The sequence below is a fragment of the Streptomyces camelliae genome, from assembly GCF_027625935.1.
Lineage (GTDB): Bacteria > Actinomycetota > Actinomycetes > Streptomycetales > Streptomycetaceae > Streptomyces > Streptomyces camelliae.
The window spans coordinates 6187632-6210259 of record NZ_CP115300.1 but is presented as its reverse complement, the minus strand read 5'-3'; the positions used below and the strand labels follow the sequence as shown (position 1 = coordinate 6210259).

At 70.9% G+C, this 22628-nt stretch carries 22 protein-coding genes; 8 read left to right on the top strand and 14 right to left on the bottom strand.

The genetic code is table 11. The features are described from left to right. Both O1G22_RS28430 and leuA read right to left on the bottom strand, forming a co-directional pair. Positions 1 to 687, bottom strand: coding sequence for a TerB family tellurite resistance protein (locus tag O1G22_RS28430; RefSeq protein WP_270083914.1), 687 nt, complete (start codon positions 685 to 687; stop codon positions 1 to 3). A gap of 184 nt (positions 688 to 871) precedes the next feature. Then, positions 872 to 2593 (bottom strand): 2-isopropylmalate synthase, encoded by a 1722-nt coding sequence (leuA, locus tag O1G22_RS28425; protein ID WP_270083913.1) that lies wholly within the window; start codon positions 2591 to 2593, stop codon positions 872 to 874. 341 nt (positions 2594 to 2934) lie between these two features. Between leuA and O1G22_RS28420 the strand changes: the two genes are divergently transcribed. From O1G22_RS28420 to O1G22_RS28405, 4 genes are read left to right on the top strand one after another with little or no spacing between them, the layout of a single operon-like run. Then, entirely contained in the window at positions 2935 to 4002 is a 1068-nt protein-coding gene (locus O1G22_RS28420) for a M4 family metallopeptidase (protein WP_270083912.1), read from the top strand. Positions 4003 to 4023: 21 nt separating this feature from the next. Further along, complete coding sequence (locus O1G22_RS28415) at positions 4024 to 4290, top strand: protealysin inhibitor emfourin (RefSeq protein ID WP_270083911.1); 267 nt, start codon at positions 4024 to 4026, stop codon at positions 4288 to 4290. A 58-nt stretch (positions 4291 to 4348) separates the two neighbouring features. Next, positions 4349 to 5695, top strand: coding sequence for a GH1 family beta-glucosidase (locus tag O1G22_RS28410; RefSeq protein ID WP_270083910.1), 1347 nt, complete (start codon positions 4349 to 4351; stop codon positions 5693 to 5695). Next, positions 5692 to 6948 (top strand): MFS transporter, encoded by a 1257-nt coding sequence (locus O1G22_RS28405; RefSeq protein WP_270083909.1) that lies wholly within the window; start codon positions 5692 to 5694, stop codon positions 6946 to 6948. Before O1G22_RS28410 ends, O1G22_RS28405 begins: the two co-directional genes overlap by 4 nt. Here O1G22_RS28405 and O1G22_RS28400 read toward each other — a convergent pair. After that, positions 6945 to 7799 (bottom strand): NAD-dependent epimerase/dehydratase family protein, encoded by an 855-nt coding sequence (locus O1G22_RS28400; RefSeq protein WP_270086570.1) that lies wholly within the window; start codon positions 7797 to 7799, stop codon positions 6945 to 6947. The genes O1G22_RS28405 and O1G22_RS28400 overlap by 4 nt on opposite strands. A gap of 119 nt (positions 7800 to 7918) precedes the next feature. On the opposite strand from O1G22_RS28400, the gene O1G22_RS28395 reads away from it, so the two are divergent. Next, complete coding sequence (locus tag O1G22_RS28395; RefSeq protein WP_270083908.1) at positions 7919 to 8773, top strand: helix-turn-helix transcriptional regulator; 855 nt, start codon at positions 7919 to 7921, stop codon at positions 8771 to 8773. 368 nt (positions 8774 to 9141) lie between these two features. Here O1G22_RS28395 and era read toward each other — a convergent pair whose 3' ends face one another. Then, entirely contained in the window at positions 9142 to 10095 is a 954-nt protein-coding gene (era, locus tag O1G22_RS28390) for a GTPase Era (protein WP_270083907.1), read from the bottom strand. 152 nt (positions 10096 to 10247) lie between these two features. Here era and O1G22_RS28385 point away from each other — a divergent pair, with 152 nt between their 5' ends. Beyond that, on the top strand, positions 10248 to 11567 hold the full coding sequence (locus O1G22_RS28385; protein ID WP_270083906.1) for an ammonium transporter: 1320 nt from the start codon (positions 10248 to 10250) through the stop codon (positions 11565 to 11567). Beyond that, the gene (locus O1G22_RS28380; RefSeq protein ID WP_270083905.1) at positions 11564 to 11902 is read left to right on the top strand and encodes a P-II family nitrogen regulator; all 339 of its coding nucleotides are present in this window, start codon (positions 11564 to 11566) and stop codon (positions 11900 to 11902) included. The genes O1G22_RS28385 and O1G22_RS28380 overlap by 4 nt, the downstream gene beginning before the upstream one ends. On the opposite strand, the gene O1G22_RS28375 is transcribed toward O1G22_RS28380, so the two are convergent. The 3 genes from O1G22_RS28375 to O1G22_RS28365 all read right to left on the bottom strand — a co-directional run bounded on the left by O1G22_RS28375 (position 11796) and on the right by O1G22_RS28365 (position 14918). Beyond that, the gene (locus tag O1G22_RS28375) at positions 11796 to 12824 is read right to left on the bottom strand and encodes a WxL protein peptidoglycan domain-containing protein (protein ID WP_270083904.1); all 1029 of its coding nucleotides are present in this window, start codon (positions 12822 to 12824) and stop codon (positions 11796 to 11798) included. The two genes, O1G22_RS28380 and O1G22_RS28375, sit on opposite strands and share 107 nt — an antisense overlap. 60 nt (positions 12825 to 12884) lie before the next feature. Then, the gene (locus O1G22_RS28370; protein WP_270083903.1) at positions 12885 to 14174 is read right to left on the bottom strand and encodes a WxL domain-containing protein; all 1290 of its coding nucleotides are present in this window, start codon (positions 14172 to 14174) and stop codon (positions 12885 to 12887) included. A 267-nt stretch (positions 14175 to 14441) separates the two neighbouring features. Further along, positions 14442 to 14918: a hypothetical protein gene (locus O1G22_RS28365; protein WP_270083902.1), complete on the bottom strand. Its 477-nt coding sequence runs from the start codon at positions 14916 to 14918 to the stop codon at positions 14442 to 14444. Positions 14919 to 15226: 308 nt separating this feature from the next. Here O1G22_RS28365 and O1G22_RS28360 point away from each other — a divergent pair, with 308 nt between their 5' ends. Continuing rightward, positions 15227 to 16105 carry a metallophosphoesterase gene (locus O1G22_RS28360; protein WP_270083901.1) on the top strand — a complete coding sequence of 293 codons (879 nt, stop codon included), beginning with the start codon at positions 15227 to 15229 and terminating at the stop codon, positions 16103 to 16105. A gap of 70 nt (positions 16106 to 16175) precedes the next feature. Here O1G22_RS28360 and O1G22_RS28355 read toward each other — a convergent pair whose 3' ends face one another. The 7 genes from O1G22_RS28355 to O1G22_RS28325 all read right to left on the bottom strand — a co-directional run bounded on the left by O1G22_RS28355 (position 16176) and on the right by O1G22_RS28325 (position 22627). Then, on the bottom strand, positions 16176 to 16529 hold the full coding sequence (locus tag O1G22_RS28355; protein WP_270083900.1) for a cytidine/deoxycytidylate deaminase family protein: 354 nt from the start codon (positions 16527 to 16529) through the stop codon (positions 16176 to 16178). A gap of 103 nt (positions 16530 to 16632) precedes the next feature. After that, positions 16633 to 16992, bottom strand: coding sequence for an MmcQ/YjbR family DNA-binding protein (locus O1G22_RS28350; protein WP_270083899.1), 360 nt, complete (start codon positions 16990 to 16992; stop codon positions 16633 to 16635). Then, positions 16989 to 18290 carry a hemolysin family protein gene (locus O1G22_RS28345; protein ID WP_225100962.1) on the bottom strand — a complete coding sequence of 434 codons (1302 nt, stop codon included), beginning with the start codon at positions 18288 to 18290 and terminating at the stop codon, positions 16989 to 16991. Before O1G22_RS28345 ends, O1G22_RS28350 begins: the two co-directional genes overlap by 4 nt. Positions 18291 to 18306: 16 nt before the next feature. Further along, the gene (gene ybeY / locus O1G22_RS28340; RefSeq protein ID WP_270083898.1) at positions 18307 to 18804 is read right to left on the bottom strand and encodes an rRNA maturation RNase YbeY; all 498 of its coding nucleotides are present in this window, start codon (positions 18802 to 18804) and stop codon (positions 18307 to 18309) included. Positions 18805 to 18816: 12 nt separating this feature from the next. Beyond that, a complete protein-coding gene (locus O1G22_RS28335; protein WP_225100960.1) occupies positions 18817 to 19884 on the bottom strand; it encodes a PhoH family protein in 1068 nt (355 codons plus the stop codon). Positions 19885 to 20064: 180 nt separating this feature from the next. Then, positions 20065 to 21222, bottom strand: a complete 1158-nt coding sequence (locus O1G22_RS28330; protein ID WP_270083897.1) for a carbohydrate kinase family protein — start codon at positions 21220 to 21222, stop codon at positions 20065 to 20067. A gap of 112 nt (positions 21223 to 21334) precedes the next feature. Further along, entirely contained in the window at positions 21335 to 22627 is a 1293-nt protein-coding gene (locus O1G22_RS28325) for a glucarate dehydratase family protein (protein ID WP_270086569.1), read from the bottom strand. Position 22628 lies beyond the last annotated feature (1 nt).

The window sequence follows — 22628 nt, the reverse complement described above, 5'->3', positions numbered from 1 at the left end:
TCAGGAGGGGGTGCGGGCAGCCGCCAGCAGGCGGGTGACGTCGTCGGCGCAGATCGTCAGGGCCGCGCCGACCGTGGTGAGCGCGTCCCGTTCGGCGGGCGTGTAGGGGCCGTCGGCGAGGGCGATGCGGGCGGCCTGGAGGAGGAGGGACTCGCGGCCGGCGGGGGCGAGGTGCGGGGCGAGCGGGTCCAGGGCCTCGTGCAGCTCTATCGTCAGGCCGGCGCCGTACGACTGCTCGAAGACCCGGCCGGTGTCGGCGGCGAGGGCCTCGACCAGCGCGGCCAGCTGCTCCTCGGTGCAGTCGTCGAAGCCGGCCGCGCGGACCGTGGTGGCGGCGGTCTCCAGGGCCGTACGGGAACAGGTGCCGCCCGCGGCGAGCACGGCGAGGGCGACGGTGTGCACGGCGTCGCGGAGCATCGCGGAGAAGCGGCGGGTGGTGGGGTGGTCGAGGACGTCGGTGCCGTAGTGCCGGCGGCAGGCCGCGCACTCCACGACCGGTCCGGCCGTGCCGCGCGGCAGCAGCGGCAGCCCGAGCAGGGTGAGCCGGCGACGGCCGGTGAGCCGTTGGTAGTTACGGTCCCCTCCGCAGCCGGGGCAGTAGAACTCGCCGTCCCCGACCGGGGTCCATGCGGTGCGCGCACCCAGAAAACGCAGGGCCCGGCCGTTTCGTCCCCGTACTGGCAGCACGTCGCACCTCCGTAACCGCGCGGCAACATCGCAGCGCTGGCGTGATGTTAGCCACATCACGGAGGCTGAGTCAGTACCCCGGAAGAGACCTTTCTGTGACCTGGCCGGCCCCATGGCCGATAACAGCCGGGGCCCCGCCCGCCGTATACAGCGGGCGGGGCCCCGAAACTCCCGGTCAGAGTGGTCAGCGGGCCGCGCGGTTGACGGCCGAGACGACCGCCTTCAGCGACGCACGCGTCGTGTTCGCGTCGATGCCGATCCCCCACAGGACCTTGCCGTCGATCGCGCATTCGATGTAGGAGGCGGCCTGCGCGGAGGCGCCTTCGCTCATCGTGTGCTCCTGGTAGTCCAGCAGGCGTACGTCGACGCCGATGGACTCCAGGGCGTCGAAGAAGGCCGAGATCGGACCGTTGCCGGAGCCGGACAGGACGGTGTCCTCGCCGTCGACGGTGGCCTCGACGGTCAGGGTGTCGACGCCGTCCGTGTCCGTGGTCGACTGGCCGGTCTTGACCTGGATGCGGCCCCACGGGTTGTCCGGGTTCGGCAGGTACTCGTCCTGGAAGACCGCCCAGATCTCCTTCGGCGTGATCTCGCCGCCCTCGGCGTCCGTCTTCGCCTGGATGAGCTTGGAGAACTCGATCTGCATCCGGCGCGGCAGGTCCAGCTTGTGGTCGTTCTTCAGGACGTAGGAGATACCGCCCTTGCCGGACTGCGAGTTGACGCGGATGACGGCCTCGTAGGAGCGGCCGACGTCCTTGGGGTCGATCGGCAGGTACGGCACCGCCCACTCGATGTCGTCGACCGTGACGCCCTTGGCCTTGGCGTCGGCCTCCATGGCGTCGAAGCCCTTCTTGATGGCGTCCTGGTGGGAGCCGGAGAAGGACGTGTAGACCAGGTCGCCCACGTACGGGTGGCGCGGGTGGACCTCCATCTGGTTGCAGTACTCCCACGTACGACGGATCTCGTCGATGTCGGAGAAGTCGATCTGCGGGTCGACGCCCTGGGAGAACAGGTTCATGCCCAGGGTGACCAGGTCGACGTTGCCGGTGCGCTCGCCCTGCCCGAACAGGCAGCCCTCGACGCGGTCGGCGCCGGCCATCAGGGCCAGCTCGGCCGCCGCCACGGCCGTACCGCGGTCGTTGTGCGGGTGGACGGAGATGCAGACGTGCTCGCGGCGGGAGATGTTGCGGCTCATCCACTCGAAGCGGTCCGCGTGCGTCGACGGCGTCGAACGCTCCACCGTGGCGGGCAGGTTGAGGATGATCTCGCGGCCCGGGCCGGGCTGCCAGACGTCCATGACCGCCTCGCAGACCTCCAGCGCGAAGTCCAGCTCGGTGTCGGTGAAGATCTCGGGGCTGTACTGGTAGCCGAACTCGGTCTCCGGTCCCAGCAGCTTCTCGGCGTACTCCATCACCAGGCGGGTGCCGTCGACGGCGATCTGCTTGATGTCGTCCTTGGAGCCGCGGAACACCACGCGCCGGAAGACGGGCGCGGTGGCGTTGTAGAGGTGGACGGTGGCGCGGCGGGCGCCCTTCAGGGACTCCACGGTCCGCTCGATCAGGTCCTCGCGGGCCTGGGTCAGGACGGAGATCGTCACGTCCTCGGGGATCGCGCCCTCTTCCTCGATGATCGAGCGCACGAAGTCGAAGTCGGTCTGGCCGGAGGCGGGGAAGCCGACCTCGATCTCCTTGTAGCCCATCTTGACCAGCTGGTCGAACATCCGGCGCTTGCGCTCGGGCGACATCGGGTCGATCAGGGCCTGGTTGCCGTCACGCAGGTCGGTGGAGAGCCAGCGGGGGGCGACGGTGATGCGCTGCTCCGGCCAGGTGCGGTCCGGGATGTCGACCTGCTCGTAGCGGCCGTACTTGTGGATCGGCATGGTGCTGGGCTGCTGGCGGTTGGCCATGATGCGTGGGCTCCTCAGGATGTCCGGATATCCGAGTGGACGGCCGACGACGCAACGCCAGAGCTCCGCGGGGAGGGAGTCGGCCTTTGACTACAGGCCCTCGCCGCGGCAGCTAAGAAGAAGCAGCCCGAAACGCATGATGCTCCGCAGCCTAGCCGAGCCGCGCCGGACACGAGGGCCTGTATCAGTATGCGGGACCGTGGGAGCAAAAGGGGCAAAAAGTGCGCCATACCACTGCGGCTACGGTGCGCAGGCGAAGCATCACCGTATTGTCACCGTATTTCACCAATCACGGTTGCGGGTAGTGACACTTACGTCACGCAGTGCCATGGTGCTGAGCCATGACCACCAACGGGGGCTTGAAGCCCGTCTTCTGCACGATCGTGCCGCCGCACATCCTCGACCGGCTCGCCCAGCACGAGGACCAGGCGCTCTCCGACTCCGCGCTGCGCACCCTGCAGCACGACTCCTCGCTGCGCACCCGCCGCCGCGTCACCGCGGTCCGCACCCAGGCCGCCGTCGCCGCCCCGGCGCCCGCCACGAGCCAGCCGAAGCGCACGATCTACGACGCCCAGCACGGCAGCGACCTGCCCGGCACCGAGGTCCGCGCGGAGGGCCACGACCCGGTCCAGGACGCCAGTGTCAACCGCGCCTACGCCGGCCTCGGCGCCACCTTCGAGCTGTACCTGAAGGCGTACGAGCGGAACTCCATCGACGGCAACGGGCTGCCGCTGAACGCGTCCGTGCACTACGAGACCGACTACGACAACGCCTTCTGGAACGGCGAGCAGATGGTCTTCGGGGACGGCGACGGCCAGATCTTCACCGACTTCACCTCCTCCGTCGACGTCATCGGCCACGAACTCACCCACGGCGTCACGCAGTACACCGCGAACCTGGAGTACTACGGCCAGTCCGGCGCGCTCAACGAGTCGGTCTCCGACGTCTTCGGCTCCCTCATCAAGCAGTACTCACTCGGTCAGACCGCCGACCAGGCCGACTGGCTGATCGGCCAGGGCCTGCTCGCGCCGGGCGTCCACGGCACCGCGCTGCGCTCGATGAAGGCCCCGGGCACGGCGTACGACGACCCCCGGCTCGGCAAGGACCCGCAGCCCGCGACCATGGCGCACTACGTGCACACCAACCGCGACAACGGCGGCGTGCACACCAACTCCGGCATCCCGAACCACGCCTTCTACCTGGTGGCCTCCGCCATCGGCGGGCACGCCTGGGAGAAGGCCGGGCAGATCTGGTACGACGTGCTCACCGGCGGCGAGCTGCCGTCGGACGCGGACTTCGCCGCGTTCGGCACGCTGACGCTGAAGGCGGCCCAGCAGCGGTACGGCGCCGGGGCCGAGGTCGACGCCGTGCAGAAGGCATGGGCGCAGGTCGGGGTGCGGACGTCGTAGTTCCGTACTAGACAGGGACCCATGCGTATCCAAGTACGGCGCACGGGCGGTTTCGCGGGGATCGAGCGCCGGGCCGAGGTGGACACCTCGGGCCGGCCCGACGCCCCGTCCCTGCAGGCCCTGGCCGAACGCGTCCTCGCCGTCGGCCAGGGCACCCCGCCGCCGGGCGTCCCGGACGGTTTCGCCTACGAGATCACCGTCGACGGCCGCACGGTGTACGCGGCCGACCCCCGACTCACGCAGGAGCAGCGGGAGTTGGTGACGCTGGTGCTGAAGGAAGGGGCGTAGCCGGCGTTTCACGCCGGGGCATTGACTTCCGTTACCGGGGGTAAGGATGATCCCGGCCATGGCGACTGACGACGCAGGCGATCCGATATCCCCGGTGCCCCCGGTGCCCCCGGTGCCCCGTTTCCCGGACGGCTTCCTGTGGGGTGTCTCGACCTCCGCCCATCAGATCGAGGGGGCGGCCGACGAACGCGAGCGTTCCGTGTGGGACGTCTTCACGGCCGAGCCGGGACGGGTGAAGGACGGCTCGACGGCGGCGGTGGCCTGCGACCACTACCACCGCTACCGGGAGGACGTGGCCCTCCTCGCCGGCCTCGGCGTGGACGCGTACCGCTTCTCGGTCTCCTGGCCCCGGGTGAACTCCCCCGGCGGGCTGGACTTCTACGACCGCCTGGTGGACGAGCTGTGCGCGGCGGGCGTACGGCCCGTGCCCACCCTCTTCCACTGGGATCTGCCCGCCTCCCTGGACTGGCTCGACCGGGACACGGCGGCCCGGTTCGCCGACCACGTGAGCGTGGTGACCGAGCGCCTCGGCGACCGGGTGAAGAAGTGGATCACCCTCAACGAGCCGGCGGAACACACGCTGCTGGGACACGCCCTGGGCGCCCACGCGCCCGGCAAGCAGCTCCTCTTCGATGCCCTCCCGGTCGCCCACCACCAACTCCTCGCCCACGGACTGGCGGTACGAGCCCTGCGTGCGGCCGGAGCGGCCGACATCGGCATCGCCAACTCCCACGGCCCCACCTGGCCCGCCTCCGGCGAACCGGCGGACATGGAGGCGGCCGGCTTCTACGACGTCCTGCTCAACCGCCTGTTCGCCGAACCGGTCATCCTCGGTGAATACCCGGAGGGGATGGGCGAGTTGATGCCGGGGGACGACGTCTCCGCCGACCTCAAGGTCATCGCGGAGCCGGTCGACTGGTACGGGATCAACTACTACGCGCCGACCCGGGTGGGCGCGCCCGGCGGCACCGACAGCGAGTACGGCGGCCTGGCCCTCCCCGCCGAACTCCCCTTCTCGGTGAGGGAGATCGAGGGCCGCCCGACCACCGACTTCGGCTGGCCGGTGGTCCCGGAGGGGCTGACGGAACTGCTGACCGGATTCCGCGAGCGCTACGGCGAGAAGCTCCCGCCGATCGTCATCACCGAGAACGGCTGCTCGTACGAGGGCCTCGACGACCAGGACCGCATCGCCTACCTGGACGCCCACCTCCGCGCCCTCCACACGGCGCTGGAGTCCGGGGTGGACGTGCGCGGCTACTTCGTGTGGTCCCTGATGGACAACTTCGAGTGGGCGGAGGGCTACGCGCGCCGCTTCGGTCTGGTGCACGTGGACTACAGCACCCTGGAGCGCACCCCGAAGGCCTCCTACCACTGGTTCCGGGACATGCTCCGGGCCCAGAGATGACCACGGCCGGCGCTTCGGCCGACGCCCTCGCGGAACCGGTCGAACGGGTCGGCCGGGGCTGGACGGCAGCGCTGTCGCTGGCCAACGGGGCGATCTGGGTGGGCTGGTTCGGCCCGCTGCAGATCCTGCTCGCCTCCCAGGCCAAGAATTTCGCACCGGGCTCCGGGATGTCGAAGGAGACGATGCTGGCCTGGGTGACAGGGGCCGGTGCGGCGGTGTCGCTGGCGGCGAACCCGGTCTTCGGCGCCCTGTCGGACCGTACGACGTCCCGCCGGGGCCGCCGTACGCCGTGGATCGTGGCCGGGACGGCGGGCGGCGCGCTGTCCCTGCTGCTGCTCGCGCGGGCGGGCGGGGTGTGGTCCATGGCGGCGGGCTGGTGTCTGGTGCAGCTCACGCTGAACGCGGCGTTCGCGGCGGTGACGGCGGCCGTGCCGGACCGGGTGCCCAGGCTCCAACGGGGCGCGGTGGGCGGCTGGTTGGGGGCGGCGCAGATCCTGGGCGTGGTCGGCGGCACGGGCCTCGCGACGGCGGCCGGCGGGATCGGCGCCGGGTATGTGGCCTGCGCGGTGTGCACGGTGGCGGGGGTGCTGCCGTACGTGCTGCGGTACCCGGATCTGCGGCTGCCCGCCGCCGACCGCCCGCCGTGGTCCTGGCGGGCGTTTCTGGCGGGCTTCTGGCTGAGCCCGCGCCGGTATCCGGACCTGGGCTGGGCGTGGCTGACCCGGTTCCTGATGAACCTCAGCAACGCGCTGGTGCTGCTGTACCTCCTGTACTACCTGCGCGACCGCCTCCACTACCACGACCCCGGCCAGGGGGTGCTGATCCTGACGGCCGTCAACAGCCTGACGCTGATGGCGACCGTCGTGGCGGGCGGGGTGTGGTCGGACCGGGTGGGCCGGCGCAAGCCGTTCGTCGTCTGGTCCGGGGTGCTGATGGCGGTGGCGACGGCGGCGCTGGCCGGATGGCAGACCTGGCCGGGCGCGATCGTCGCGTCGGCGGTCCTCGGGATCGGCTTCGGCGTGTTCACCTCGGTCGACTTCGCGCTGATGACGGACGTCCTGCCGAGGGCCCTGGACCGGGGCAAGGACCTCGGCGTCATCAACGTGGCCAACGCCCTGCCCCAGGTGGCCGCCCCGGCGCTGGCCGCGCCGATCGTGACGTACCTGGGCGGCTACCGGGTGCTGTACCTGGTGGCGGCCGCGATCGGGCTGGCGGGGGCGGTGCTGGTGGGGCGGATCAGAGGGGTCGACTAGAGCGCCCCGGCATCCCGGGCCGCGTAGACCGACGGGTACACCGGCCGGTAGCCCAGCTCCCGGCGAATCCGCTCGGTGGACATGATCACGAGCCACGGGTCGGGGTCGGTGCGGTCGTGGAGTGCGGCGGGGACCTCGGCTCCGTTGAGCTGGTGCAGTTCGACCGCTGTGACGGGGGCGTCGTCGGCGATGTTGTAGATCCGGCCGGCGATGCCCGGCGCGTGCAGGAGGCGCAGCAGGCCCTGGGCGACGTCCGCGTGGTGGCCCAGGTGCAGGCGCTGGGTCGCCGCCCAGCCGGCGGCCCACCGCAGCGACTGGAGCAGGTGCGGGTCGCCCTCACCGTAGACGAAGGGCAGCCGGGCGACGCGCACGTCCATGCCGTCCATGGCCAGCAGCGCCCGTTCGGCCTCCGCCTTCGCCGCGGGGTAGGCGCCCCACATCGCGCCGCCGGGCCGGCTCTCGTCCTCCTCGGTCACCGGGCGGCCCCGTCCCTTCCCGTACACCAGTCCCGTGCTGACCTGCACGAAGCGCTGCACCCCGGAGGCCAGCGCGGCCCGGCCCAGCTCCACCGCGGCGTCCCGGTTGACGGCCCAGGCCTCGTCGTCCGGTACCCCGCGGAAGGACGCGGCGATGTTCAGGACGGTGTCCACGCCGGCCACCGCCTTGCCGAGCGCCTCCGCGTCCCTCAGGTCCCCCTCCACGACCTCGGCGCCCAGCTCCGCGAACGGCTCCCCGCGCGCCGCGTCCCGCACCAGCACGCGGACCCTCTCCCCCGGCCGGGTCTGGGCCAGCAGCCTGGGCACGAAGCGGCGTCCGACCTGTCCCGTCGTCCCGGTCACCAATGTCAGCATCATGTGCTCCTCTCGTCGGTGACCAGCCTCGGCCGACGCGGGAGAGAGCGGGAGAGACCTGCTGATCGGGGGATCGACAGTCCCTGGATAAGCCGGGCGGGCTGCCGCACGCTGGAGGGGTGAACCGAGCCGAACTCGCCGACTTCCTGCGCCGTGGCCGCGCCCGGCTGACCCCGTCGGACGTGGGCCTGACGCCCGGCGCGCGCCGCCGCACACCGGGCCTGCGCCGGGAGGAGGTGGCGGCGCTGGCGGGCATGTCGGTGGACTACTACACACGGCTGGAACAGTCCCGGGGGCCGCGCCCGTCCCGCCAGATGCTCACGGCGCTGGCGCGTGCGCTGCGCCTCACCGACGCCGAACACGACCACCTGTTCCACCTGGCCGGCGAGGAGCCGCCGCGCCGCGAGACGGCGTCGGCGCATGTCCGGCCCGGACTGCTGCTGATCCTGGACCGCCTGTACGACACTCCGGCGCAGCTGGTGAACGACTGCGGTGAGGTCCTGGCCCAGAACGCGATGGCCAAGGCGCTGGTCGGCGACGTGATGTCCCGCCCCCGGCACGAACGGAACCTGATCCGCCGCTTCTTCCTGGACCCGACCGCGCGTTCGCTCTTCCCGGCGGAGGACCACGAGCCGCACGCGCGCTCCCACGTGGCCAACCTGCGCGCGGTGACCGCCGCCCGCCCCGACGACCCGGAACCGGCCGAGCTGGTCGCCGAACTCCGTTCATCGAGCGAGGAGTTCGCACTCCTGTGGGACCAGCACGAGGTGTCCCTGCGCAACCGGGCGACCAAGCGCTTCCAGCACCCGCTGGTGGGCCTCCTGGAACTGGACTGCGAGGTCATGCTCAGCCACGAACACCACCACCTCCTCATCGTCCACACAGCCCGCCCGGGAACGGAGTCCCACGAACGGCTTCAGCTGCTGAGGGTGGTGGGCTTGCAGGACATGACCCCGCAGGGAGCCCTCGACTAGAAACCGAGCTTGCGGAGCTGCTTCGGGTCCCGCTGCCAGTCCTTGGCCACCTTCACGTGCAGGTCCAGGCTGCATCGACATGCGGCTACCACCGCGCGGCCGACGTCCCCAGCAGCCCTTCGATCTGCTCACGGGACTTGATGCCGCACGGGAAACGGGGCCCGGAGGCGGAGCCCCCGCCCTCAGAAGCCCAGCTTGCGAAGCTGCTTCGGGTCCCGCTGCCAGTCCTTGGCCACCTTCACGTGCAGGTCCAGGCTGCATCGACATGCGGCTACCGCCACGCGGCCGGCGTCCCCAGCAGCCCTTCGATCTGCTCACGGGACTTGATGCCGCACGGGAAACGGGGCCCGGAGGCGGAGCCCCCGCCCTCAGAAGCCCAGCTTGCGAAGCTGCTTCGGGTCCCGCTGCCAGTCCTTCGCCACCTTCACGTGCAGGTCCAAGAAGACCGGGGTACCGAGCAGCGCTTCGATCTGCTTGCGGGACTTGATGCCGACCTCCTTCAGGCGCTTGCCCTTGGGGCCGATGATGATGCCCTTCTGGCTGGGGCGCTCGATGTAGACGTTGGCGTGGATGTCCAGCAGGGGGCGGTCCGCGGGGCGGTCCTCGCGCGGGAGCATCTCCTCGACGACCACCGCGATGGAGTGCGGCAGCTCGTCGCGGACGCCCTCCAGCGCCGCTTCGCGGATGAGTTCCGCGATCATGACCTGCTCGGGCTCGTCCGTGAGGTCGCCCTCGGGGTAGAGGGCCGGGCCCTCGGGGAGGAGCGGGATCAGCAGGTCGGCCAGCAGATCCACCTGCTTGGCCCCCACCGCCGACACCGGGACGATCTCCGCCCACTCGATGCCCAGCTCCTTGCCCAGCTGGTCGATCGCGATCAGCTGCTCGGCGAGGGTCTTGGAGTCGACCAGGTCGGTCTTGGTGACGATCGCGACCTTCGGGGACTTCTTGATCCCGGCCAGCTCCTTCGCGATGAAGCGGTCACCGGGGCCGATCTTCTCGTTCGCCGGAAGGCAGAAGCCGATCACGTCGACCTCGGCCCACGTGGTCCGTACGACGTCGTTGAGCCGCTCGCCGAGCAGCGTGCGCGGCTTGTGGAGCCCGGGGGTGTCCACGAGGATCAGCTGGGCCTCGGGCCGGTGCACGATCCCGCGTACCGTGTGCCGCGTCGTCTGCGGCTGGTTCGCGGTGATGGCCACCTTCTGCCCGACCAGAGCGTTCGTGAGGGTGGACTTGCCCGCGTTGGGGCGGCCCACGAAGCAGGCGAAGCCGGCACGGTGGACGGCCTCGGCCGGCTGCTCGGATGACTGGGTACGCACGCTCATGCCGTTCATTGTCCCTGATCCACAACCCCCGGCCGCACCGTGAGGTTTCGGTAACCCTCAGGCAATGAAACGTCACGGAAACACACTCGTACGCAACCGGAAACGCGTACCGGTGAACCTCTGACGCAGCCCTGACACCGTTGGAGACGCCCGTGACTCTCGCCGCCGCGCCCCAAGTGAACACCGGCGACACCGCCTGGCTGCTCGCCGCGACCGCCCTCGTCCTGCTGATGACGCCGGGCCTGGCCCTGTTCTACGGCGGCATGGTCCGCACGAAGAGCGTCCTCAACATGCTGATGATGAGCTTCGTGTCGATCGCCCTGGTCACGGTGGTCTGGCTGGCGGTCGGCTACTCCCTCGCCTTCGGCGACGACATCGGCGGCGGACTGATCGGCGGCCTCGGTCACGCCGGCATGGCACACATCACGCCCGGCAGCGTCCACGGCACCGTCCCCACGCTCCTCTTCGCCACCTTCCAGCTGACCTTCGCGATCATCACGGCGGCCCTGATCAGCGGCGCGGTGGCGGACCGGACGAAGTTCGCGGCCTGGCTGGTCTTCGTCCCGGTCTGGACCCTGCTCGTATACATCCCCATCACCCACTGGGTCTGGGGCCCCGGCGGCTGGATCGCCACCAAGCTCGGCGCGCTCGACTTCGCGGGCGGTCTGCCCGTCGAGATCACCTCCGGTGCCTCCGGTCTCGCCCTGTGCCTGGTCCTCGGGCCCCGGCTGGGCTTCAAGAAGGACGCCATGCGGCCCCACAACCTGCCCATGGTGATCCTCGGCGCCGGTCTGCTCTGGTTCGGCTGGTTCGGCTTCAACGCGGGCAGCGCGTTCGGCGCGAACGGCCTCGCCGCGGCCGCCTTCCTCAACACCCTGGCCGCCGGCTGCACCGGCCTGCTCGGCTGGCTCTTCGTGGAGCAGAAGCGCGACGGCCACCCCACCACACTCGGCGCCGCCTCCGGCGCGGTCGCCGGCCTGGTCGCGATCACCCCGTCCTGCGGCACGGTCTCCCTGCTCGGCGCCCTCGTCGTGGGCCTGGCCGCCGGTGTCGTCTGCAGTTACGCGGTGAGCTGGAAGTTCAAGCTGAACTACGACGACTCCCTCGACGTCGTCGGCGTCCACCTGGTCGGCGGCATCATCGGCACCCTGCTGATCGGCCTGTTCGCCGAGAAGGCGATGACCGGCGCCGCCGTGGGCCTGTTCTACGGCGGCGGGCTCGCCCCGCTCGGCAAGCAGACGCTGGCCGTGGTGGTCGTGGCGGCGTACGCCTTCGTGGTGACGTACGGCCTCGGCAAGCTGCTGGACAAGATGATGGGCTTCCGGGCGAGCGAGGAGCAGGAGCACACCGGCCTGGACCTTACGGTGCACGCGGAGACGGCATACGATCACGGCGTCCTGGGCCATGGCGCCCCGGTCTCCCACTCCGTTCTCACCGGAACCAGCACCCAGAAGGTCAGCACCCAGGCATGAAGCTCATCACCGCCATCGTCAAGCCGTACCGCCTCGACGAGGTCAAGACCGCCCTGCAGGAGCTGGGCGTGCGCGGTCTGACCGTGACCGAGGCCAGCGGCTACGGCCGGCAGCGCGGCCACACCGAGGTGTACCGGGGCGCCGAGTACCGCGTCGACCTGGTGCCGAAGGTGCGCATCGAGGTCGTCGTGGAGGACGCGGACGCCGACGCCGTGATCGACGCGGTCGTCAGGGCCGCGCGGACGGGGAAGATCGGGGACGGGAAGGTGTGGTCCGTGCCCGTGGAGACGGTCGTACGGGTGCGGACCGGCGAACACGGCCCCGACGCGCTCTGACCAGCAGCACCCCGGCCGTCAGGCCCGCCGCGAACACGAGCCCGGCGAACAGCCACGGCAGCGCGAGGAACGAGGCGCTCGCCGACTGCCGGGTGCCGGGCGCGCTCGCGGTCAACGTCACGTCCCCCCAGTCGAGTTGGGGCGCCCCAGACCATGGCTCGGTGAGCCGTACCCGCTGCCCCGGCAGCAGCTCGGAGGGGACCCGGGTGAGGGTGCGGTCGAGCAGCGTACGGCCGAACAGCCCGCGCGCCTTCAGCACCACCTTCGGGTCGACGGTGACGTTGCCGGTGTTGCGCAGGGTGTAGGAGATGGTCGCCGTACTGGCGCCGAGACCCGGGATCAGCGGCTGGTGATGGCTGATCCGCACGTGCTCGACCGAGACCGCGGGGAGCGTGGGCCCGCTGACCCGGAGATAGACGCGGGCGCCGACGGCCCGCTGCACACCGAGGGCGAGTGAGCCGCTGCCGGGGTCGATCCGCTCGTCGAGCGCGACGATCGCACCGGGATGGTCGCCGGGTCCGGCGCCGTCGGGCACGTGCAGGGTGAACGGCACGGTGACGGTCGTACGCCCCGGCACGGTGATCCGGGACTGTGCCGGCCTGGCCCAGGCACCCACTCCGCCCATCCGCTCCGTCGGCCCGCGTACGGCGAATCCGCCGTCGCGGGCGGTGTTGTAGGCGTCGGCGGCGTAGAGGCGGAAGGTGAGCGGGCCGCCGGTCTTGTTCTGGACGGCGACCTTGTCGGTGAGGGTCTGCCCGGGGTCGGCGGCGAGGTAGAAGTACGGCCGCGCGGCGATCTTCGAGGCGACCGGGTAGACGGACCAGCTGCCGTTGTCGGCGGCGTGCGCGGGGATGGCCTGCCCCGCGAGCAGGAGGCCGAGGAGGCTCAGGAGGTATCGGAGGAGGGCGTACGGCTTGCGCATGGGTGCGGACCCCCGGTGGGAGAAGGGGACGGGCGGGTGCGGACGCCCGTACGCTCGGGTTCAGGTGAGCGTCAGCGTGAGCACACCGGAGTACGAGCCCGGAGGCGTGAACGCCGGTACGTCCAGGGAGAGTCCGGCGTCGACGGTGAACTCACCGCCGGTGAGCGTGCCGTCGGACGTCGACGCGAGGGTCGCTCCCGAACCGCCCACGGTGCCCGCCGAACCGGCCTTGCAGGTGCTGGGGCTGCCCGCCTTGGTCGCGCAGACGGGAGTCCAGCTGAGCCTGCCCGCATCGATCTTGGCGCCGGGCCCGGAGAAGTCGGTGATCTTGCCGGTGAGCGACCAGCCGGCCGGCCCGCCACGGAAGTCCTTGACGGTGACGGTCTGGAGCTTGCCGGTGGAGGCTCCGCCCTGGCCGAAGTCGACCGACGACAGCGCGACGGAGTCCCCGGCCTGGGACATGGACAGGGTGCCCGCCTTGACGGTGGTCGTCAGCTTCTGACTGCCGGGCGGCACGGGGGTGGTGTCGTTGACGACGTAGGCCGCGGGCCCGGCCCCCTTGTCCGCGCTCCAGGAGCCGCCCTCGTAGGCCACGATCCCGGTGGTCGTCTTGTCGTTGACGACGAGGGAACCGCTGAAGGAGCCCTGTGCGTTGGCGGTGACGGTGGCGGTGTCGGCGGTCTGCTTGTCCCCGGACCGGCCGGCGAGGGTGACGGTCGCGCCCGGAGTGAAGTTGCTGCCGCTGACGGTGACACCGGCCCCCGCGTTGCCCGAGGCCGAACTCAGTGAGATGGCACGGGTGTTGGCGGGAGTTCCGGAGGTCGCCGTGACCGTCTCGGAGACCGGTGCGGGCGGATTGGTGACCGTGCAGGGGGTGTCCAGCTCCAGGATGTAGCTGGTGTGGATGTTGTAGTCGCCGGGCGAGAGGGTGATCTGGCCGGGCTTGGTCACGGTGAACGTGCCGGTCATGGAGAAGGACGGGAAGGCGGCCTTCCCGGGGACCGGCGGATTCTTCTTGGGCCCCGCGACGGTGACGTCCCCGGCCTGGGCCCCACCGAGGGCGACCTTGCCGGTCGGGGTCATGATGTCGGCGGGCAGTGCGAGGTCGGTCGGGTTGCTCGCGGCGGCGGTGACCACGGTGTAGGTCACGGTGACGGTGTCGCCGACCTTCGGACTCGCGTTGTCCACCGAGACGTTGGCGGTCGTGGTGCCGTCGATCGGCGGGATGCCGGCCACGGCGGGCGGGATGCAGTGCGTGGCGAAGTCCACGTTCGTGCCGGCGGCACCGGCCGGGCAGGCCAGCGCGCCGCCCGCGGTGACCGCGAGCGCGGTCGCCCCGAACAGTGACATCCAGCGCCACCGTAGGGATCTTCGTGAGCTTGAGGGCGGTGTGGCACCCATGGGCCCCCTCCTGAGGGTCGCGGGCGCAGCGGCTCATCTGCGCCGACAGGGGGCATTGATGTGGAGCGGGGGTGAGAAGTCAATGGAGATGCCGCAGAAATCTGACGGATCATCAGTTTCTGCGGCATCCGGAACAGATCGCTCAGTTCGGTCGGCCGAAGGGATCGATCGAAGGGCTCAGCCGAAGGGCTCGACCGAAGGGATCGGCCGAAGGGCTCAGTCGAAGACGAAGGGGCCGGGTGACTGCGGGCCGCCGGCGGTACAGGTCACGGTGATCCCGAAGATCACCATCTTCAGGGAGCCGCCGTAGGCGTCGAGGCTGTCACCGGAGGCGACGGTACCGCTGAGCGGGCCGACGCTGACCGCGTCGCCGGTGTTCATGGCGGGGTTCTTGGTCCCGCTGAACACCACTGATCCGCCACCCGACTTGGCCATGGTGAGGGTGGAGGTGATGGAGTCCTGCGCCACCGCGACCGGTGCCGTGATCGCGGAGGAGGTGAGGGAGATGGTGGCCGAGGTGCCGCTCTGGGTGGCGGTGAGCGTGGCCGCACCGCCACCGAAGATGCCGCAGCTCGCGGTGATGGTCGCCGACTGTGGGGTGACGGCGGCCGCGGAGGGCGCGAAGGCGAGACCGGTGACCGCGAGGGCCCCGGCGGCCAGTGCCGCACCCATTGCCGTGCGCTTGCCTCTCATGGGGATCCGCTTCCCTTCCCTATGGTGGGGAGTGCCATGTGGGGGGCCGACGGACGAGGAGGCCTGCGCAGGCGGGTGCGGGCACACTGCGAGGGCGGTGCGGATCTGACGGTCCGTCGGAAAGTTACGGCTCCATTGATGCGCAAGGGCGAGAACCGAACAAGGTTGAAATCCGGCCGACCTTCCTGGCGCTGTTCACGAGACCGGGCGGCGGTTGTGCCGGGCAGCCTGGTGCCGACCGGATGGGACGGACCGCATGGCGGGAAAGGCGATGGCTCATCGCCGGTGCCGGAGGCTACCTTCGGACGATGCGGATCTTGCATCTCTCGGACACCCATCTGGACCGGTCCGGCGGCCCCGACGAGGACGGGGCCGACGGCACCGCGGCGCTCTGCCGCCTGCTGGGCGAACTGAGTCATCTGGACGACCTCGACGCGGTGGTGGTCACCGGCGACGTCGCGGACGACGGCTCTCACGAGGCGTACACGCGGGCCCATGAACTCCTGTCCGGCTACGCCGGCCGACGAGGCGCGGACGTCTTCTACACGACGGGCAACCACGACGACCGCACCGCATTCGCGGACGTGCTCGGCACCGGCCACGTGCAGCCCGAGGCGGTGTACGAGGGGGCCGCAGGCGAGCGGGCGGGGGCCACCACCGTCGGCGGATGGCGACTGATCACGCTGGACACGCTCGTTCCGGGCAAGGGCTACGGCCGACTCGACGGCGGCCAACTCGGCTGGCTCCGCGCACTACTGGCCACCCCGGCACCCATGGGCACCGTCCTGGCCTTCCACCACCCGCCGGTTGCCCTGGACGTCGACGTTCAGCGGGCGCTCGGCCTGCAGAACGGCGCAGAGCTGGCCGAAACGATCCGCGGGACCGACGTCCAGCTCATCCTGTGCGGGCACTTCCACCTGCAGATACTGGCCCGCCTGGCACAAGCGACCGTCTGGGTCACCCCCGGCGTCGTCAGCCGCATCGATCTGACCGCCCGCCCCGGCACCGAGCGCGCCGTCCACGGTCCGTCGGCCTCCCTCGTCCACCTGGGAGCACCTCACGGGCCACTCATCCATACGCTCCACGCACGAGACCCTCGCATGGGCGAGACGGTCTACGAGGCCGACGAGGAGGAGATGCGCGAGGTCATCGAAAGGCTCGGCCCCTCTCCTGCGGGCCTGAACTGAGCCTGCGCCTGCGGGCCTGAACTGAGCCCGCGCCGCCACGGGGGTCCAGGGGGCGGAGCCCCCCGGTACCTCAGCCGGCGGAAACGGTGAGCCGCACAGCTCCGTCGGTCCCGGCCAGCAGCACCGGCGTCTGCGGCCCACCCAGGTCGGCGACGGCGGCGAGATCCTCCGCCGGCACGGACTCCGCCTCGCTCACGACCGCCGCCGCCTCCAGCGACGTGGCCCCCGACGCCACGGCCATCGCGACAGCGGTACGCAGCGCGCTCAGCCGCAGCGAGGCCAGCTCCACCGACCCGGCGGCGTACGTACGCCCGGTCTCGTCCCGTACGGCAGCCCCCTCGGGCACACCGTTGCGGGCCCGCACGGAACGGGCCAGAGTGACGATCTTGCGGTCCTCGGGGTCAAGCGCGTTGCTCTCGGTCATGCCCCTAGCTTACGGAGCAGCCTCAGGGCAGACCGGCCTGGTCAGGGTCAGGCAGCGGCGCGAACGATCAGCGTGCCGACCGAGCCTCGGGTCACGGACCGGGTCACGGACGGTCGAGCCGCAGCCGCTCCGCCCGCGGCAGCCCGGCGACGACCAGGTCGTACGAATCCTCGATCAACTCCCGGACCAGCCGGTCCGGGAGCTCGCCGTCGACCGTCACGGTGTTCCAGTGCCGCTTGTTCATGTGCCAGCCGGGGATGATCAGGCCCTCGTGCTCGCCCCGCAGCCGGACGGCGTCCTCCGGGTCGCACTTGAGATTGACCGTCAGCGGCCGCACGCCCAGGTTCGTCAGGGCGAACATCTTGCCCAGCACCTTGAAGACCGACGTCTCGGGATTGAAGGGAAAGTCCTCCTCCGCCGCGTTGAAGGACAGGCAGAAGGCGCGCAGTTCCTCGGGGGTCACTCGGGTTTCTCCTCCTCGGGGACCAGCACGGGAACCGGCTCCACCAGGACCGTGACGATCTTGTTCCGGCGGCCGGCGGCGGCCTCCGCGGTGAGCTTCAGGCGGCGTTCGTCGGGCAGTTCGACCTCGGCGGACGCGCCCGCGATGGGCACCCGGCCGAGGGCCTTGGCGAGCAGTCCGCCGACGGTCTCCACGTCCTCGTCGTCGTACTCCTCCAGCCCGTACAGCTCACCGAGGTCGGTGATGTCCAGGCGGGCCGTCACCCGGAAGCGGTCGTCACCGAGGTCTTCGACCGGCGGCAGCTCGCGGTCGTACTCGTCGGTGATCTCGCCGACGATCTCCTCCAGGATGTCCTCGATGGTGACGATGCCGGCGGTGCCGCCGTACTCGTCGATGACGACGGCGACGTGGTTGCGATCCTTCTGCATCTCGCGCAGCAGGTCGCCGGCGTTCTTGGTGTCGGGCACGAAGACGGCGGGCCGCATGCCGGTCGAGACCAGGTCGCTCTCGGCGTCGCGGCTGATGTGCGTCTTGCGGACCAGGTCCTTCAGATACACGATCCCGACGATGTCGTCCTCGCTCTCGCCGGTGACCGGAATCCGGGAGAAGCCCGAACGGAGGGCGAGGGTGAGGGCCTGGCGGATGGTCTTGTAGCGCTCGATCACCACCAGGTCCGTCCGCGGCACCATCACCTCGCGCACCAGGGTGTCGCCGAGTTCGAAGACCGAGTGCACCATGCGGCGCTCCTCGTCCTCGATCAGCGACTCCTTCTCGGCGAGGTCGACCAGCGCGCGCAGCTCCGCCTCGGAGGCGAACGGGCCGCGCCTGAAGCCCTTGCCGGGCGTGAGCGCGTTACCGATGAGGATGAGCAGCGACGGGATCGGGCCCATCACACGGGCGAGCGGCAGCAGGACGTACGCCGCCACGGTCGCCGTGTTGAGGGGGTGCTGGCGGCCGATGGTGCGGGGCGACACGCCGACGGCGACGTACGACACGAGCACCATGACACCGATGGCGACCAGCAGGGCCTGCCAGGTGGCCGTGAACTCCTGGAGGCAGGCGTACGTCACCAGGGCCGCGGCCGCCATCTCGCAGGCGACGCGGACCAGCAGGGCCACGTTGAGATAGCGGGTCGGGTCGGCGGCGATCTGGGCGAGCTTGGCGCTGCCGCGCCGACCGGACTTGACGGCCTCCTCGGCGCGGAAGCTGGAGACGCGTGCGAGGCCCGCCTCCGCGCAGGCAGCGAGCCAGGCGACGACGACCAGCGCGATCGCGCCGAGGACGATCTGCGGAGACATTCGGGACTCGTCTCGCCTACGAGACCGTCGGCGCCGGGGACGGGCCGGTCAGGCCGTGCTCGGCCCGCCAGCCGTCGACGATGGCGGCCTGGAGCCCGAACATCTCGGCCTTCTCGTCAGGCTCCTCGTGGTCGTACCCGAGCAGGTGCAGCACGCCATGGACGGTGAGCAGCTGGAGCTCCTCGTCCATGGAGTGCTGCGTCGGGGCTTCGGCCCCCTGCTTGGCGGCGACCTCGGGGCAGAGCACGATGTCACCGAGGAGGCCCTGCGGGGGCTCGTCGTCGTCCTTCGACGGCGGCCGGAGCTCGTCCATCGGGAAGGACATGACATCGGTGGGCCCCGGCAGGTCCATCCACTGGATGTGCAGCTGCTCCATGGCGTCGGCGTCCACGACGATCACCGAGAGCTCGGAGAGCGGGTGGATGCGCATCCGCGCGAGCGCGTAGCGGGCGATGTCGAGGATCGCCTGCTCGTCGACCTCGGTACCGGATTCGTTGTTGACGTCGATCGACATGGTCGTGCTGGTCTACTTCCCCTTGTGCCCGGACTTGCCCCGGCCCTTCTGCATGCCGTTCTGGGTGCCGTGCGAGTCGTCGTACTTCTCGTACGCGTCGACGATACGGCCCACCAGCTTGTGCCGTACGACGTCCTGCGAGGACAGCCGGGAGAAGTGGACGTCCTCGACGCCGTCGAGGATCTCCTGCACCTGCCGCAGACCGGACTTGGTGCCGTTCGGCAGGTCGACCTGGGTCACGTCACCGGTGATGACGATCTTCGAGTCGAAGCCGAGGCGGGTGAGGAACATCTTCATCTGCTCGGGGCTCGTGTTCTGGGCCTCGTCCAGGATGATGAAGGCGTCGTTGAGCGTGCGTCCGCGCATGTACGCGAGCGGCGCGACCTCGATGGTCCCGGCGGCCATGAGCCGCGGGATGGAGTCCGGGTCGAGCATGTCGTGCAGCGCGTCGTAGAGCGGGCGCAGGTAGGGGTCGATCTTCTCGTAGAGCGTGCCGGGCAGGAAGCCGAGCCGCTCGCCGGCCTCGACCGCGGGGCGGGTGAGGATGATCCGGTTGACCTGCTTGGACTGCAGGGCCTGCACGGCCTTGGCCATGGCCAGGTAGGTCTTGCCGGTACCGGCGGGGCCTATCCCGAAGACGATCGTGTGCTTGTCGATCGCGTCGACGTACCGCTTCTGGTTGAGGGTCTTGGGGCGGATGGTCCGGCCTCGCGAGGACAGGATGTTCTGCGTCAGCACCTGGGCCGGGGTCTCCGGGCCGTCGCTCGTCCCGTTCTCGCTCGCCTTGAGCATGGCGATCGAGCGTTCCACTGCGTCCTCCGTCATCGGCTGCCCGGTGCGGAGCACCAGCATCATCTCGTCGAACACGCGCGAAATGAGGGCGACGTCGCTGGGGTCGCCGGCCGCGCTGATCTCGTTGCCCCGGACGTGGATGTCGGCCGCCGGGAAGGCCCTCTCGATCACACGCAGGAGGGAGTCGCCGGAACCCAGCACAGTCACCATGGGGTGCTGGGCGGGGACGGTGAGCTGGGCTCTCGCCTGCTCCTGCGAAGGGGTGCGAGCTGTGGATGTCTGTGTCATGGGCCGGCGCTGAAGGCCTGCGCTTCCTCCTCGTCACGGCCGCCTGGCTGAGGGCGGCCTCGCGATTCCAGGGTACGACGGGGGGCTGACAACGCCGTAGGGCTTTTCACGGGCCTCCACGACCGTCGCCGGACCCACCCGTCCCCACCCGTCCCGCACCCCGTCCCGCACCCCGAGCGCTCATCCCGAGCGCCGGAATCCGATGGTCGGCACCGCCCGGCGCAGCGGCCACGGCCGGTCCAGCTCCTCCGGCACCAGCCCCTCCAGGAACGCGTACCGCTCCAGCGCCGCGGGATCCTGCCCGGCGAGGGACTGCACGCGCCGCCACCACGCCCCGATCTCCGACCACCCCGGCGCCGACAGCGACCCCCCGAACTCCTGCACCGACAGCGCCGCCGTGAGCCCGGCGAAGGCCAGCCGGTCGGCCAGCGGCCACCCCGCGAGGGACCCGGTCACGAACCCGGCGACGAAGACGTCCCCCGCCCCGGTCGGATCCAGCGCCTCCACGGCGATCGCGGGCACCTCGGCCGCCTCCCCGGTCCGCCGGTCCACGGCGTACGCCCCCTCCGAGCCCAGGGTGACGACAGCCACCGGCACGTACTCGGTCAGGGCGTGCGCGGCGAGCCGCGGACAGTCGGTCCCGGTGTACCGCTTCGCCTCCTCCGCGTTCGGCAGGAACGCCTCGCAGTGCTCCAGGTCGGCCAGGCCCGACAGATCCCACGCCCCGGTGTCGTCCCAGCCGACGTCGGCGAAGATCCGGGTGCCCTCCCGGGCGGCCTGGGCGATCCAGGGCGCGCGCGTGCCGGGTGTCAGCGAGGCGACGGCGGCACGCGCGCGGGGCGGGCGGTCCGGCGCGCCTTCCTGGAGCAGCGCGGCTTCCGGCGGCGGCTCGTGCCCGTGGGAGACCATCGTCCGCTCGCCCTCGTACGCCATGGACACGGTCACCGGCGAGTGCCAGCCGGGCACGGTCCGCGAGGCCGACAGGTCGATGCCCTCGCCCTGGGCCAGCGCGTCCCAGCAGTACTCGCCGTAGTGGTCGTCGCCGAAGGCGGCCGCGAGGGAGGTCCGCAGGCCGAGCCGGGCCAGCGCGGTGGCCATGTTGGCGACCCCGCCGGGGCTGGAGCCCATGCCCCGGGCCCAGGACTCGGTGCCGCGCACGGGCGCCGAGTCCAGGCCGGTGAAGATGATGTCGAGGAAGACCGTGCCCGTGAGGTAGACGTCCCAGGGCGGGTCGCCGGGTGTACGCAGCCCGGCGAGCGGGTCGACCCGGGTCTGGCAGCGCGCTGCCTTGGTGAGGTGTTCCGGTTCCTCTCCGGTGAGGGCGTGCGAGGCGGTCACGGTGCGCTCCCTGACGTGGTGCGGATCTGGCCAGTGTGCACCAGGTCACGCACGGGAATCGCCGGTTACGACCGTATCGACCGCCACTCGTACAGGTCTCACCAGCCAGGTCTCACCAGCGCGGCATCGCCGGCCGGCGCCACTCCGGTTCGCCCATCAGCATCGCCGCCGCGTCGTCCCGGTCGCGCAGCGCGCCGTCGTCCTCCGCCCACCGGCGGTGCAGCCGGGCCAGTTCGTCCCGGTCGAGCACGACGCCGAGGCCGGGTGCGTCGGTCACCGCGACCCGGCCGCCGTCGAAGACGAGCCGCTCGGTGAGGACGTCCTCGGACTGCCACGGGTAGTGGGAGTCGCAGGCGTGATGGAGGTCGGGGACGGTCGCGGCGACCTGGGTCATCGCGGCGAGGCTGATCCCGAGGTGGGTGTTGGAGTGCATGGACACCCCGACGCCGAAGGCCGCGCAGATCGCGGCGAGTCTCTGGGTGTTGCGCAGACCGCCCCAGTAGTGGTGGTCGGAGAGAACCACCTGGACGGCATCGCGGGTGAACGCCTCCTTGATCTCGCCGAAGGTGGTCACGCACATGTTGGTGGCGAGCGGGACGTCGGTGCCCGCGGACACCTCGGCCATCGCCGGGGTGCCCAGCGTCGGGTCCTCCAGGTATTCGAGGACGTGGCCGAGTTCCTCGGCCACCTTCAGCGAGGTCTCGACGGACCAGGCGCCGTTGGGGTCGAGGCGCAGCGGGTGGCCGGGGAAGGCCTCGGCGAGGGCGCGTACGGCCGCGATCTCCTCGTCGGGCGGGAAGACACCGCCCTTGAGCTTGAAGGAGGTGAAGCCGTAGCGCTCCTTGAACGTGCGCGCCTGGGCCACGATCCCGGCCGGGTCGAGGGCGGCGCCCCAGTCGTCGGGCTCGGCGGTGACGCCCGCCGGGTGTCCGGCCCACTTGTAGAACAGGTAGGCGCTGTATTCGACGGAGTCGCGCAGCTTGCCGCCGAGCAGCGCGTGCACGGGCAGCCCGAGCGCCTTGCCCTGGGCGTCGAGGCAGGCGACCTCGAAGGCGGAGAGCACGGACAGCCGGAGCTTGTCGGCGCTCTGCACCCCGCGCAGCCCGCCGGCGTCCATCTGCCCCTCCACCCGGGACGCGTCCACACCGAGGTCGAGCGCGAAGAGCCCGTTCACATCCATGACCGACCGGCCGGTGAGCCGCTCGGCCAACGGGCGGGCCAGCTCCAGGTACTTGGTGTCGCCGTAGGTCTCGCCGAGCCCGGTGACCCCGTCAGCGGTGACGATCTCCACGATGAGCCGGGGCGTGTACGGCTGGTGCACACCCTGGGTGTTGAGCAGCGGCGCGTCGGCCACCAGGATCGGCGTCAGGCGTATCTCGGCGATGGTCAGGTCACGGGTCGTCACG

Bases quoted from the DNA above. Each gene is read 5' to 3' on its own strand.
- leuA (WP_270083913.1), bottom strand. From the start codon at position 2,593: ATGGCCAACCGCCAGCAGCCCAGCACCATGCCGATCCACAAGTACGGC.
- O1G22_RS28420 (WP_270083912.1), top strand. From the start codon at position 2,935: ATGACCACCAACGGGGGCTTGAAGCCCGTCTTCTGCACGATCGTGCCG.
- O1G22_RS28415 (WP_270083911.1), top strand. From the start codon at position 4,024: ATGCGTATCCAAGTACGGCGCACGGGCGGTTTCGCGGGGATCGAGCGC.
- O1G22_RS28410 (WP_270083910.1), top strand. From the start codon at position 4,349: ATGGCGACTGACGACGCAGGCGATCCGATATCCCCGGTGCCCCCGGTG.
- O1G22_RS28405 (WP_270083909.1), top strand. From the start codon at position 5,692: ATGACCACGGCCGGCGCTTCGGCCGACGCCCTCGCGGAACCGGTCGAA.
- O1G22_RS28400 (WP_270086570.1), bottom strand. From the start codon at position 7,799: ATGCTGACATTGGTGACCGGGACGACGGGACAGGTCGGACGCCGCTTC.
- era (WP_270083907.1), bottom strand. From the start codon at position 10,095: ATGAGCGTGCGTACCCAGTCATCCGAGCAGCCGGCCGAGGCCGTCCAC.
- O1G22_RS28380 (WP_270083905.1), top strand. From the start codon at position 11,564: ATGAAGCTCATCACCGCCATCGTCAAGCCGTACCGCCTCGACGAGGTC.
- O1G22_RS28375 (WP_270083904.1), bottom strand. From the start codon at position 12,824: ATGCGCAAGCCGTACGCCCTCCTCCGATACCTCCTGAGCCTCCTCGGC.
- O1G22_RS28370 (WP_270083903.1), bottom strand. From the start codon at position 14,174: ATGTCACTGTTCGGGGCGACCGCGCTCGCGGTCACCGCGGGCGGCGCG.
- O1G22_RS28365 (WP_270083902.1), bottom strand. From the start codon at position 14,918: ATGAGAGGCAAGCGCACGGCAATGGGTGCGGCACTGGCCGCCGGGGCC.
- O1G22_RS28360 (WP_270083901.1), top strand. From the start codon at position 15,227: ATGCGGATCTTGCATCTCTCGGACACCCATCTGGACCGGTCCGGCGGC.
- O1G22_RS28355 (WP_270083900.1), bottom strand. From the start codon at position 16,529: ATGACCGAGAGCAACGCGCTTGACCCCGAGGACCGCAAGATCGTCACT.
- O1G22_RS28345 (WP_225100962.1), bottom strand. From the start codon at position 18,290: ATGTCTCCGCAGATCGTCCTCGGCGCGATCGCGCTGGTCGTCGTCGCC.
- ybeY (WP_270083898.1), bottom strand. From the start codon at position 18,804: ATGTCGATCGACGTCAACAACGAATCCGGTACCGAGGTCGACGAGCAG.
- O1G22_RS28335 (WP_225100960.1), bottom strand. From the start codon at position 19,884: ATGACACAGACATCCACAGCTCGCACCCCTTCGCAGGAGCAGGCGAGA.